This is a genomic window from Xenorhabdus bharatensis, assembly GCF_037996705.1.
Lineage (GTDB): Bacteria > Pseudomonadota > Gammaproteobacteria > Enterobacterales > Enterobacteriaceae > Xenorhabdus > Xenorhabdus bharatensis.
Genome location: NZ_JBBMXG010000006.1, coordinates 171,466 through 184,626 on the forward strand (window position 1 = coordinate 171,466; position 13,161 = coordinate 184,626).

The following is a 13,161-nucleotide window of genomic DNA, read 5'->3' on the forward strand; positions in this document are numbered from 1 at the left end:
GGATTTATCCTTTGGTTGTCTGGCTATATTTTGTTACTTATTCTATTTAAAAATGTTATTTCATAAGAATTCTACAACCTGCATAACGATGGATTTTAAATATAGAATGAATAAGATTTAAATAGATAAATTCTAAATAAACAAACCTAAAATTTATCTGGCATGCAAGAAAAAACCAAAAATACGCTATAGAGAATAAGCAGTTAACTGGAAATAAAAAACTCATGAAAATAATAACATTATGAATTTTAAATCTATATTTTATATCTAAAATAAATTAATCTGATTATTTTAGATATAAATATAATGAAAACTAATTTATATCAGTTTTTATTTAAAATAGTTCCCATTTATCGAATTGTTTTTTCATCTCTTTAAGGGAACTGAGTTTTATTTTTGGCATAGCTAATTTTTCAAACATTGCAGCATAACGTTTTCGATTTTTGGGTGTAACAACAGTGATGTGGTGAAGCATCTCCCATTTGATTGAGTCTTGATTGCCTTCCAATCCACCATACCGTTTACGCTGGAATAACGTTCTGTTTATATAGCGAAGCAGGCTCAATGGCGTTGAAACATCTAATAAAATAACTCCTGTTGCTCTGGATAAGCGTTGTGGCAAGCATCTTCCGTAGTTTCCATCAATAACCCAGCTTTCTTCTTTAATTGCCATATCAGACCCTGTTTCTAAATTTGTGTAATTACCTGTTTTTGATATGTTTAATTTATCAACTAATACAGGTCAAAAGATGGACGAGAAACAGTTACAAGCCCTGGCTACTGAGCTGGCTAAAAATCTCAAAACGCCCGAAGATTTAAGTCAGCTCTCCCGTTTCCTCAAAAAACTGACCGTGGAAACGGCCCTTCAGAGCCTGCACATAGATTTGTGTAATTGCCTGATTTTGATGTGTTCAATCCAGTATCAAATGAAGGTTAATTTATGGACGAAAAACAGTTACAGGCTCTGGCTAACGAACTGGCCAAAAACCTCAAAACCCCTGAAGACCTCAGCCAGTTTGATCGTCTGCTGAAAAAGATCAGCGTTGAGACTGCACTCAATGCAGAGATGACGCATCATCTCGGGTACGAGAAAAACCAGCCCAAACCGGGAACTAACTCCCGCAACGGTTATTCCACAAAGAGCGTTATCACGGGCGACGGCCCACTGGAACTGCGTACTCCGCGCGATCGTGATGGCTCCTTCGAACCACAACTGGTGAAGAAAAATCAGACCCGTATTACCGGGATGGATAACCAGATCCTCGCGTTGTATGCCAAAGGGATGACCACCCGTGAGATAGCCGCTGCGTTCAAAGAGCGGTATGACGCGGATGTATAGGGAATGGAATTTCAACAACAGTAAAAGCGGAGCACAAGGCTCCGCTTTTCTTAATTGCAGTGTTCAAAGCAGCAGTGATGAGATTTCCAGTGGCTCACCATCGTTAATTTTATCCTGCATATCGCTGACAAATGCCTCCATCTGACTGTTGGCAAAGAACTTAATCCCAACCAGTCTGACGTCCTCACTTTCATCAATCACAATGCGATCCCTGTCATTCAGGGTTTCCAGCATTTTCTCTTTCCATGCGTCATCCAGCAATCTGTCATCTCCCTTCGGCTCAAGGAAGACCTGCCAGTAAGCATTATCCGCATGGCGCGTCAGTATCATAATGAAGTCCGGCATAAAGCCGCGCACGCCGCCGAACTCAGTGAGCTTAAAGCGCGTTGACTGTTCGTCGTTACGCAGTACATAAATATCGTCGTAACGGGCTCTGAGCTTCGGCATAAAGGCTTCCAGCATTTTCACCAGACGATGCTCAAGCTGATTCAGTATCGCGTTGTCATACACGTACCATTTTTTACCGATGGTCTGCGCGGCAGTGATTTTCTGGTTAATTATCACGGAAGGGTCAATGTGCAGACTGTAGTCCTTGATAACGTCCTTCACCGGCAGGCTTATGAAGCGATATGTGCCTTTCACCTTCTGGTCATTGCGCCGTACGTTCTCTGAGATACGTAGCAGGACGTTTTCCAGCAGATGCAGTTTTTCTTTTGCCGGTACGGCAGAGAAATCCAGCGGCTGCGGCACGGTGACGGTGATTCTCAGCTTGCCAAGATAGGCTTCACTGCCGATGAACTCACGAATACCAGTCAGCTTCGGGAAAAAGCGTTGCAGGTTATCCAGCTCGTAGAAGCGGATTCTCTGCATCGCTTTGCGGTAAAAACGCTCATCCAGTACCAGCGGTTCATGTTTCGTGACGTTGCCCGTTACCCCTGTCAGGTTGTCCAGTGACTCCTCACCGGCGGTCTGATACGATATTTCAAAACGCGTTTCCAGTGAGTACGTTTCCCAGCAGCGGTTGCTGCTCTCTATCTCTTCCACTTCGTTGAAGTACAGTTTACCCGTCTGATAGATGGCGGACTTTTTAAAGTCCTCTTTCAGCCTAGCGTGTTCGATTGTGCCGCCACCATCCTGATGCACGTCAATGTCCGCCTGCTCAAGGGAAGCGTGCAGCGTTTTGATGTACGCCGGTTCATTGATGGTGTGATAGTGCAGTTGTTCCAGCACGCTTAAATCCTTCGCGCTGTTATCAAACCGGCGGGTGAAGCTCCGCTTGCCGTCATAACGGAACGGATAATAGCGTGCACCGCGCCCGATAAGCTGCGCCTCGCTGTCCGTGCCGGTTTTGCTGCTGCTCGCCTGTTCGCTGATGCGGACAATATCGTAGAGGTTGAGTACATCCCAACCTTCATTGACCTTTGCCACTGCAAAGACGACTCTCACCGGATTATCGACTTCTTCCAGCGTGTTCAGCAGAACGGGGTTTTCTTCCAGCAGGTCTGACTTATTGACGTTCAGCAGATTGAAGTCGTTAAAATCTTCCTGAATCTGCCCGATAACTGTCACCAAATCGCTCTCAGCGTAACGCTGTATCACTTTATGCCAGATACTGGTGTTAGAACTGAGCTGTACTTTTTTGTTCGCCAGATGACGTCTGACGCTCTCAGGTGTCAGCTCGGCAATCAGGTGCGAAAATTCATCCTGCTTCGCCTTTGAGATGGCAATTTTGTTCGACTTGAACAGAATGACCGGTTTGAAGCCAGCGATGCCGTTATCCGCTGCCGTCAGCTTACGGTACTGGCTTAATAGCACGGCATCGAGCATCTTGTCACGGTCGTTCTGGTTGGCTTCCAGCAGCATGACCTTTTTCGAGTAACCGTCTGACATAAACTGTTTCAGATCATACTGATACACCACCTTGTCACGGTATTTCTGCCCGATATCTTTATTTGCAAGGTCAATGGTCGCGGTAAACTCAAATAAGCGATTATCCAGTCGCAGGTCGAGGATATTCTCAATCGTGCGCTCCCACGTCTGCTCCTCGTTCTCCGGTGAGGTTTTCACCTTGCCTTTAGCTTTGGTGCCGGCATTGAAGTGATGCGCTTCGTCACCGAGTAGCACTAGCGGGATTTCTTTCAAATCCTCATAGGTAATGCTGTTCTCACGATAGCTGTTCAGCTCGTCGTGTATCTTATGGATGGTCGAGAGCTTGAGATAAATCGTATTGTGCTCAGGTACAGACGGAAACGTCTCCACTGGTGAAATGGTGATTTTTTCTCCATCAATTTCCAGTTCCTGACTAAACAGATACTTCGGCGACTGTGGGTTAAGCAGGTTCTCGCGGGTTTTCTGGATAATCGCGTCGGTATGCACGAAGAAGATGAAGTTCTGATACCCGTACTCTTTAAACAAATAGAGTATCGTTCCCGCCATCACCATCGTTTTTCCAGCACCGGTTGCCATGTGAAACAGCAGGTGGCGGTAATGCAGCAGTGCCTCTTCCCGCTTACGCTGCGTATAATGCAGGTAACGAAGTGCCCCGTGCTGATACGGACGCAACTCGTCCTTCAGGTTCGCCTGAACGTAGCCCGGCGTCTGGTAGTTGTCATGGAACAGACCGGGTTCGTCAAATTGCTTCAGCTTGTTAAACAGTAGCTTCTCACTGCCGCCTGATTTCGGTTTCTTCGCCATGCCGTCACTCCATACCGTAGAAGCTGCGGGTGAAAGCTTTGTCGCTCTCTGAAATGTTCAGATCGCAGTCGTCCATCTCCGAGGCGTTCACGTAGAGCTGATTTTTATCAAGTATTTCAATCAGAAGCTGCTTCTGCTCGTGCAGTTCCAACTCGCTGAATGCAACTTTTCGTGGAATGCCTTCCATTTCGTACTCAGCGGACAGCACGTTTTCAAGTGCCACCTGATAATTGAGGTGCGCCTCCGTTTTCATTACGGAAAACAGTTTTTCGAGTTCCTCAGTAGACTGCGCTTTCTGGATTGCATGCACGAAGTACGCGTTCAGCTCCATCAGTTCGGCATAGACAAAGCTTCCCCCACCTTTCCAATTAACGTCTTTGGATATACCACCCTGCTCGCCTTCGATGACTTTTTGCAGGCGCGGCACGGTAATCTCATTGATGTAATCCATTTGCTCAATGCCAATATAGCGACGCCCCATTTTATGGGCTACTGCTGCTGTTGTTCCGCTCCCAAGGTGGAAGTCCAAAACCAAGTCACCTTCTTTTGTACATGACTCAATACACCGCTGAATCAGTTTTTCAGGCTTTTTCCCATTTTTAAAAATAGCACCACCTTCATTAGCTATTCCATTCCACGGGATATCAAGCCATAGATTAGTAAGTAACATGGTGGGGGTCAGAGTTCCATTTAAATTCTTGACCTTATTAGAATAAAAATATATTTGTCTTCCGTTAATAATATATATATTGTCGTTATCCCTTTCTACTTTATAGATTTTACCCGGATTCTTTTTAGACTCATCCCTAATCTCTACGATTTTTTTGCCAGCCGCATTGCTTATTGCGGTTGCTTGATAAACAGCATCTGCGTTTTCAATCGCGAATTGAGCCATTCCTTCGTCAAAATCTAATCGACCATATTTTTCCTTTGCTTCTTTAACGCTATTAAAACCCTTACACTTAGCGAAATGTTCAGCTAAAGAGCACGTCTCCCATTGACAATAGTCATCATTTATGTTTTTTATAAATTTCCCGTATGATGGGTCGTAAGAGCTTTTTACGAACTGAGGTGTGTAGGTGTACTTGCTCCTGTCCTTACAAAACATTAGAAGGTATTCTGTTTGAGAATATGGTGACGGATTTACTACTTTTAATCCTGAAGGATCAGAAGTCTTTACGACGATATTGTTTAGGAAGTTATCCCTACCAAAAATATCATCCATTAAAAATCTCAGGGAGGAGTGCTCCTTGTCGTCACATTGAACAAATATGATACCATCATCGCTTAATAATTCTTTTGCGATTGATAGTCTATTTTTCATAAACGTAAGCCATGTAGAACGATTAAACTTATCGTTGTACCTAAAACTATCGTTTCCAGTGTTGTATGGTGGATCGATATAGATTAACTTAACTGAATTAATAAATCTTTTCTTCAAGCAGTGTAGTGCTATTAAATTATTCCCTTTTAATAAAATATTATCATTTGAGATGAATGATAATAGCCTGTCAGAAACAGATTCTTTATTATATTTTTTTATAGATGTAAAAGCCTTTGGGGATAAAAGGTTATCTATTTCATCCTTTGCAATTATCTCATTGTAGTACAATTCACTTTTACCGTTTTCCTCTTTTGTCATCCCGCCTTCAAGAATGCAATCCTTAAAGGGGAAGTCAAGTACTACATCCGAGCTGTAATCAATGTATTTACCTTCACTTGTTAATCCCACTTTGTTCCGGTATTTAGTGAAGCTGTTAGCCCAGTATTCCTTGTATTTGAGCAGGCTACATAATTTATCAAAGTCAAAGATGAAAATACCATCAACATCCGTACCATAAACAGAACGCACTTTTTCATTAGTGACCAATGCCTTGATTAGATCTGGCTGTTTTTTACTGATAGCTTCAATCACCATTGAGCGGTGCAATTCCTCTCCGTTCCAGAATTGCGAAAAACCTTTTAAAACCTTGTTCAGTTCTTTTATTAATTCGGTTTGCATGCCATTACCTTATGAAAGATTAAAAAACAATCACCTTAATAACCAAATAAATTAAAATACTTTCTCTTATGCGAGATTAGTTTTATTTTTTAGATAATTATATAACACTTCACCATTTTTAACGCGTGACAGTGTTTGAGCGAAAGGTATATCATTTTCAAGTACTCGTTTTACATCTCTTGCAGATAAAGGCTTTTCCAGCAAAGAAAAATCAGATAACACCTGATATCGCATTGAGTTATGGTTAATTTTTTCTGGATTAGGCTCATCAATGTTCTGGCCACTACCAAAACCATATGCCACAATCCCTGACCCTGATTCGTATAAGAAAACAACATCCCCTTTTTTTATTCTATTGATTTTCCCTATATAATCATCTTCGAAAGTTGCAGCAATTCCTTGCTCCAGAATGATGTTATGGTCAACGGTGCTATTTGTTTTATTAGTATTTAAGAGGAAATAAGAAACACCGCTATTTTCATCAGCAATATCTGTTAATTCATTCTCACTTTCCATTTTCATCTTCCACCATTCGGGGATAGCATAGTCGGAGATCAACTGATACATAACATCTTGTCTTGTACAGCCAACAACATCGGCAATTTCTTGGAGTACAGCATTTTCTTCATTAGTGACTCGAACACTTAAGGTCACAGTGTTTTTAATATCAGAATTAAATTTTTTATTAAGATTATTTAATAGGCTCATGATTAGGCTCTTGTGTTTGACATTGAGTTAGCATACATGAATCTTAACCCCTGTCAACAAATGAATCAAAAATAGAATCATAATTTGAATCAATTTGTGATTCGATAGCCATTTTAATTGAATCCCTCTTTAAATGGGAACACGCAAAATTAAGTAAAATATTGATTATAAAGAAAATTAATATATTAGATATAAGTTGGGATTGGCTTTAGGCGTTAAATGAATGGTTATTTAGCTAGCCTGACTCTAGAAGCACAAAAACGGATCTGGAGTACATTCCGGTACAGTTTGGCATTAGACCCCTTAGAGAGCTTTCCACCTACACACGTATCAACATTTGGACGATACGATTACCTTCTAGATGACATACCTTATATGGTGCCGAAACTGTTCCGCATGGTATGGTGGCTAGATCCACCACACCCTGTGACCATCAACATAATTCAATTAATGCGATACATGTCTGGTACGGAGCCATGGTGTTATACTCTCATTTTGATGTGATACCTCATCAAGTATAAAACACCATTTATGTTGCTTTATTCAACATTTGAATTTTACGGCAAAAAAAAGCTAATCTATCAACGCCATTATCCTTACTGGCGTTGATAGCTTTTATTACCAATTACTACCTTACGAGTGGCGTTGGCATAACCCCTTCGTTTTAAAAATAATCAATATGCTACCTCATTATCCCCCGCCTGCTATCAAGATCCTAGGCATGGTTATAGGTGCTAAGGATGCTGTTCTTGCTCACATGCGTCAACTGGAGATCAATCTAGTACTACAGTCGTGCTCCGTATTGTGTCATTATAGAGTTCTCTTCTTCCTCACACCAAGGGGGGATCCCATGACCTCACCTGTCAACCTCTGGGAACAGGAGCTGCTGGCCATCCATTCCCGTCTGGCTTCGCTGTTTCACACGGCGGCCTCTCAACAACATTGTCTGGATTATCTTCGGGGATTGCTCAGTGATGTTGAACGTAAAAATGGCTGGCAACTGGCGGAATGGCTGGGTGAACGCTCACCTGATGGTATTCAGTATTTTCTGGAACGCGCCCTTTGGGATGCCGACGCGGCCCGCGACATTCTGCGTGACTATGTGACGGAGCATCTCGGCGATGAGCAAGGTATCCTCATCGTTGATGAAACCGGGTTTATCAAAAAAGGCACCCACTCTGCCGGGGTACAACGTCAGTACAGTGGAACGGCGGGACGGGTAGAAAACAGTCAGATAGGCGTCTTCCTATGCTACGCGAGCAACGGCGGCCATGCCTTTATTGACCGGGACTTATACCTGCCTGAACAGTGGACTGAGGATCGCCCCCGTTGTAAAATCGCCGGGATCCCGGATTCCGTGAGCTTTGCCACCAAACCTCAGCTCGCCCGGCACATGCTGGAACGCGCCTTAGATGCGGGTATTCCCTGTCGCTGGGTCACGGCCGATGCGGTGTATGATCGTGACCCCCGCCTGCGTAGCTGGCTGGAATCCCGGCATCAGACGTTTGTTTTGGCGATCCCAAAAAATCAACGACTCTGGTGGCAACAGCCTCGGTTTGTCAGAGCGGATAGGATTGCTGATAGCCTGACACCGGAGAATTGGAAAAAACTCTCAGCGGGGTCGGGGACAAAAGGAGAACGTTGGTATGACTGGGCGCGGCTCTCTCTCTGGCGTTCGCAGATAAGTGAAGCGGCGCCGTGTTATGGCCATTATTTGCTGCTCCGGCGTAGCCGGGATGAAAAGCAAGAACGGGCTTACTATCTCGTCTATGCCCGCGAAGACCAGGCTCTCAACACGCTGGTTCAGGTGGCCGGACATCGCTGGGAAATCGAAAGTGGTTTTGAGGAAACGAAAGGCGAATGCGGTCTGGATCAATACGAAGTGAGACAATGGAAAAGTTGGTATCGGCATATTACGCTGCATATTACGCTGTCGTTATTGACTCATGCCGTTCTGGCTATTTTGCGTCTCCAGGAGAAAAAAAACGCCAGAGGGACTGATAGCCCTGAGTGTGTCGGAACTGCGTAAGCTGCTGTCAAAACTGATGTTCAAGGCCGGGGAAACCGTCGAACAGATCCTCTATTGGTCAAACTGGCGACGACGACATCAATACCGTGCGCAACAATTTCATTACCGCCGCCGAGAAGGACATTTGGTCACGGAACAGTTACGACTGTAGTACTAGGTAATCTTAAAGTCTTTCTCATGCAGGGTAGTACTCAACGTAGGATATAAATCGTGGCTGCTCATCGCCCAAGCCTAGCAAAATCAAACGGACTCACCTCCTTATCCCTGTTCGCATCCAGAAAATCAGCCCACCACTGCAGCATCAGTCTACGCTCATCAAGATGCTCGGCCTTATGAATATAAGCCGCACGCACAGAGTTACGTTCCATATGGCTCATCTGCCGTTCCACTGCATCCCTAGACCAGAGCCCTGACTCAATCAGCGAACTACATGCCATATAGCCAAATCAGAATAATTAGACACATTTCACGTGTTCCATAAACAGCTCGTCAATTGAACACCTTTCTCGCCTTCTTATCGCTTTGACTTCAGCCCATTTCGGTTCGATGGGATTCAAATCCGGGCTATAAGGGGGTAACCATTCCAACAGGCAACCGTGGTCTGCTACCGCTTTTATCGTGTCATGCCGTTTATGGAATGAGGCATTATCCATGACAATCACGGCGCCGCTGGGGAGCTTGGGCAGCAAATCTTGTGTCATCCAGGCGTGAAAGACATCCGCATTAATGCTTCCCGAAAATAAGCTTAAGGTCACGAAGGTCTTTTTGAGGATCGCACCAATGACATTGATGCGGCCTTTGGCCTGCCAATCGTGTGTCCCGAAGCAGCGCCGCCCTTTCGCCGAATAGCCGCGTGTACGGGGCATAGACTGGGCAAAACCGCTTTCATCCAGATAAACAATCGGTTTCCCCGCTTGTTCATAGTAGTCGATGCGTTCGATAAAAGCCTGACGATCCTGAGCGTCAGCGTTGGGGTGCCTTAGCGTTTTTTTTGACCGTTATTTTCAGCCGTTTCAAGGCGTAGTGGATAGCAGACTGCGCAACACCCAAGCGTTTTGCTCTTTCCCATTGATAATCATCGGGATAATTTTGGACATCGGTGAGAAGCGCTTCATCACTGATTTTCGTGGGCGGCTTATTCCGTGTCACACAGGGTTCTATTTTGTGATGCCACCGAAATAAAGTTCGCATAGAAATATCAAAATGGTGACTCGTTTGTTCGAATGTCAACGAATACTTTTCTTTGTATGCCAATACTCGCTTTCGAAAATCCAGACTGTAGCCCATCGCACTTTATCCTTTGTTATGTGAATCCAGATATTATGTCATATTAATATGATTCTGCTATAGTTCTGAAACCATGCCCACAGACTTCCGTTTTCGTGTCATAGCCCATTACTCGCAGAGCCTTGTTCACCGTGTTTTCACTCATCGGCTTACGCAGATCGTGATCGCCCACAAAAATCAGCTCACGATTCCCATTCATGCTTTTGATCTTTTCGAAGATAGAGAGAGCTTGTCGCGACAGGGGAACAAGATGCGGCGTCTTCATCTTTGAGCCACGCTGAGAATGTTTAACACCTTCCTGCGGTTCACGCTCACCTGGAATCGTCCACATGGCAGTTTCAAAATCTACTTCTGACCAGCGGGCAAAACGAAGTTCGCTTGAACGAATGAAAACTAACAAGGTGAGTTCAATCGCTAGGCGGGTTAACGGCCTGCCGGAGTAGTGATCAATGCGATGAAGTAATTCAGGTATACGGTTAAGCTCCAGAGCCGCACGATGCTGCCTTTTTGCCGTGGCAACTGCACCTGCAATCTCTTGTGCGGGGTTGTAGTCGATTAAACCGCTCTGCACAGCAAAACGCATAATCGCAGTAGTACGTTGCTGTAATCGAGCGGTGACTTCGAGCCGCCCGGATGATTCCACCGCTTTAATGGGTACAAGAAGATCCCGGGTCTTCAGTTCCGCAATGTTCCGCTTACCGATAGCAGCAAAGAGATTATCTTCGAGGCTTTTCAATACACGAGAACTATGTGATGCAGACCACTTCTGATTGCTGGCGTGCCAGTCTCTGGCAACCACTTCAAACGTTATCGCCTCTTGCTCCTGCTCTACCTTAACGGCTTTCTTGTTCTCACTGGGATCAACACCATTAGCTAACAGCTTACGGGCTTCATCCCGGCGTGCCCGGGCATCCGCCAGCGAGACTTCGGGGTATTTCCCTAGCGCCAGCATCTTCTCTTTGCTGCCAAAGCGATAACGAAGCCACCAGTATTTGGAGCCGTTAGGGTGAACCAGCAAAACCATACCTTCACCGTCAGTCAGCTTATAGGCTTTTGCTTCATGCTTTGCCGAACGAACCTTCACATCACTCAGATCCATGATGAGTATCCTTTCAAGGGGTCTGTGTGGGTACAAACATTATCGAACAGCGATATACCCGCAGTTGTACCCGCATCAGTAAGTTGATGTAGATTGAATCAGGTTGACTTAGGTTGAGTGAAAAAGCGAGGAAAGCCTTGCGAGTACTGGATTTCAGGCACAAAAAAAGACGCCCGTTGACGTCTATAGATGTTCCGATGGTGCCGAAGGCCGGACTCGAACCGGCACACCCGAAGGCGGTTGATTTTGAATCAACTGCGTCTACCGATTTCGCCACTTCGGCACTGAAAGGGGTCGGAAAACGAGAGCCATTATACTTGCCCGAAGACCATTCGCAACACTTATCCTTCCAATTTTGTTCAAGTGCTGAAAAAAAAAGCAAACACAATAACTTTCACATAAAATCGCTCAAATTTAAGCCCATATTATTCTATGTAACATAAATCGACCTTTTATAACTTCTTATCATCGATAGACAACCCATAATCTCCTTATATAATTCAGAATAAAATACTATAAAACACTGCTGTTGAGGTAAATCAGTATGACGCTTATCAATTGGATATTCGCAGGTATTCTGCTGGGTTTTGTTATCGGTGCCGTTATTGCGATATTTAAGAAAAATAAATAACGGTTAAGTTTCCCATGCATTACGCTCCCTGATTGGTTAATCCGAAAATGAACAAACGGCTCTATAAATTTTGTGTTGTTTCCGCTCTTTCATTAGCGCTTTCAGCCTGTTCCGCTTCTGGCAATTCACACCAGAAAAAAATACTGCATTCAAGTAAACAATCTACAAAACAGCCTACAAAGTGGGAAGTGTTTGATGGCGATGTTTCAAACCGGAAAATGGCTTCAGCACTGGTCAAAGAGTATGCCCAGTCAATCTTTAGTGAAGGTAACCCGCTAGGCATGGCGATAGTGGTGATTGATAATAATCAAGTTATACATCATAGTTTTGGGGAAACTTATCCAGGGAGCGGGATTAAACCCAGCCAAAATTCTTTAATCCGCATCGCCTCAATCTCCAAGCTGATGACCAGCGAAGTCATGATCAAACTGGCAGAGCAAAAGCGGATTAAAATCACCGATCCATTACAAAAATATACTTATCATGGTGTGCATGTTCCCGATTTTGATGCCGGCCAGCCAATCCGCTTGTATCATCTGGCAAGCCACACCAGTGGGTTACCACGGGAACAACCCGGAGGAAAATGGGGACGACCGGTATTTATCTGGCCAACTCAGTCCAACCGATGGAACTGGCTGAAAAATGCAGATTTAGAAACCGCCCCCGGAACAACCGCTTCTTATTCTAATCTGGCCTATGATTTATTAGCAGATGCCCTTTCCAAAGCAACAGGTGAACCATACAGCCGCCTGCTGCAAGAAGAAATTACCCTCCCTTATCAGATGAAGGATACAACCCTAACACCAACTCCTGCCCAATGTGCCCGGTTAATGGAGGGGATAAAATCCAGCCCTTGCCTCAGTACCATCGCCGCCGCAGGCAGTGGCGGTATTTATTCTACTCCCGCCGATATGCAGCGCTGGATGCAGCAGTTTTTATCCTCCCACAATCATTTGAGAAAACAGACTGCCAGCCGTGAACAGGGTATTTATTTTAAACGCACTGAGCTGGCCTCAATCAAAGGCATGGATGTAGCAGGAAAAGCCGATGGTATCGGGCTTGGCTGGGTTTATATGAACGGTAAGAAAGATGTTCCGGGTATCTATCAGAAAACAGGCGGCGGCGGCGGTTTCAACACTTATATGGCGATGATCCCTGAACAAAATATTGGGGTTTTTATCGTAATGACCCGAAAAGAGCACAGTAAGTTTCATCAGGTAACTAAAGGAGTCAATGAGCTGGTCACTGCACTGGCGCAGAATCATAACCAGATTCCAGAGCAACCGGTAATGGAATTGGTAAAGAAATAAGCCTATAAAAAATAACAGCCTGAGTTTATCTCCATCAAAACTCAGGCTATATTTGATGGAGA

At 44.5% G+C, this 13,161-nt stretch carries 10 protein-coding genes, 1 tRNA gene and 3 pseudogenes; 5 read left to right on the forward strand and 9 right to left on the reverse strand.

The window, feature by feature from the left end; all coding sequences use genetic code 11:
• Nucleotides 1-334: 334 nt before the first annotated feature.
• Complete coding sequence (locus AAC855_RS08045) at nucleotides 335-673, reverse strand: P-loop NTPase family protein (protein WP_340609074.1); 339 nt, start codon at nucleotides 671-673, stop codon at nucleotides 335-337.
• Nucleotides 674-749: 76 nt separating this feature from the next.
• On the opposite strand from AAC855_RS08045, the pseudogene AAC855_RS08050 reads away from it, so the two are divergent.
• Both AAC855_RS08050 and AAC855_RS08055 read left to right on the forward strand, forming a co-directional pair.
• Nucleotides 750-872: pseudogene (locus AAC855_RS08050) on the forward strand (IS256 family transposase); the annotation flags it as partial.
• 68 nt (nucleotides 873-940) lie between these two features.
• Nucleotides 941-1,336: pseudogene (locus AAC855_RS08055) on the forward strand (transposase); the annotation flags it as partial.
• Between the two features lie 66 nt (nucleotides 1,337-1,402).
• Here the strand turns inward: AAC855_RS08055 and AAC855_RS08060 are convergent.
• From AAC855_RS08060 to AAC855_RS08070, 3 genes are all read right to left on the reverse strand, one after another.
• Nucleotides 1,403-4,033 (reverse strand): DEAD/DEAH box helicase family protein, encoded by a 2,631-nt coding sequence (locus AAC855_RS08060; RefSeq protein WP_340609075.1) that lies wholly within the window; start codon nucleotides 4,031-4,033, stop codon nucleotides 1,403-1,405.
• Nucleotides 4,034-4,037: 4 nt separating this feature from the next.
• The gene (locus tag AAC855_RS08065) at nucleotides 4,038-6,035 is read right to left on the reverse strand and encodes a DNA methyltransferase (protein ID WP_340609076.1); all 1,998 of its coding nucleotides are present in this window, start codon (nucleotides 6,033-6,035) and stop codon (nucleotides 4,038-4,040) included.
• A 66-nt stretch (nucleotides 6,036-6,101) separates the two neighbouring features.
• On the reverse strand, nucleotides 6,102-6,743 hold the full coding sequence (locus tag AAC855_RS08070) for a hypothetical protein (protein ID WP_340609077.1): 642 nt from the start codon (nucleotides 6,741-6,743) through the stop codon (nucleotides 6,102-6,104).
• An 850-nt stretch (nucleotides 6,744-7,593) separates the two neighbouring features.
• On the opposite strand from AAC855_RS08070, the gene AAC855_RS08075 reads away from it, so the two are divergent.
• Together AAC855_RS08075 and AAC855_RS08080 are read left to right on the forward strand one after the other, a co-directional pair.
• Nucleotides 7,594-8,772 (forward strand): IS701 family transposase, encoded by a 1,179-nt coding sequence (locus AAC855_RS08075; RefSeq protein WP_340609078.1) that lies wholly within the window; start codon nucleotides 7,594-7,596, stop codon nucleotides 8,770-8,772.
• On the forward strand, nucleotides 8,756-8,923 hold the full coding sequence (locus AAC855_RS08080; protein ID WP_340609079.1) for a hypothetical protein: 168 nt from the start codon (nucleotides 8,756-8,758) through the stop codon (nucleotides 8,921-8,923). Before AAC855_RS08075 ends, AAC855_RS08080 begins: the two co-directional genes overlap by 17 nt.
• Nucleotides 8,924-8,990: 67 nt before the next feature.
• Here AAC855_RS08080 and AAC855_RS08085 read toward each other — a convergent pair.
• The 5 genes and pseudogenes from AAC855_RS08085 to AAC855_RS08105 form a co-directional block, all read right to left on the reverse strand.
• A pseudogene (locus AAC855_RS08085) lies at nucleotides 8,991-9,218 on the reverse strand (integrase); the annotation flags it as partial.
• A gap of 9 nt (nucleotides 9,219-9,227) precedes the next feature.
• The gene (locus AAC855_RS08090; protein ID WP_340609121.1) at nucleotides 9,228-9,713 is read right to left on the reverse strand and encodes an IS630 family transposase; all 486 of its coding nucleotides are present in this window, start codon (nucleotides 9,711-9,713) and stop codon (nucleotides 9,228-9,230) included.
• Between the two features lie 22 nt (nucleotides 9,714-9,735).
• A complete protein-coding gene (locus AAC855_RS08095; protein ID WP_340609080.1) occupies nucleotides 9,736-10,059 on the reverse strand; it encodes an IS630 transposase-related protein in 324 nt (107 codons plus the stop codon).
• Between the two features lie 43 nt (nucleotides 10,060-10,102).
• The gene (locus AAC855_RS08100) at nucleotides 10,103-11,158 is read right to left on the reverse strand and encodes a tyrosine-type recombinase/integrase (RefSeq protein WP_340609081.1); all 1,056 of its coding nucleotides are present in this window, start codon (nucleotides 11,156-11,158) and stop codon (nucleotides 10,103-10,105) included.
• Between the two features lie 198 nt (nucleotides 11,159-11,356).
• Nucleotides 11,357-11,441, reverse strand: a tRNA-Leu gene (locus AAC855_RS08105).
• A 395-nt stretch (nucleotides 11,442-11,836) separates the two neighbouring features.
• Here AAC855_RS08105 and ampH point away from each other — a divergent pair.
• Entirely contained in the window at nucleotides 11,837-13,099 is a 1,263-nt protein-coding gene (gene ampH / locus AAC855_RS08110) for a D-alanyl-D-alanine-carboxypeptidase/endopeptidase AmpH (protein WP_340609082.1), read from the forward strand.
• Nucleotides 13,100-13,161 lie beyond the last annotated feature (62 nt).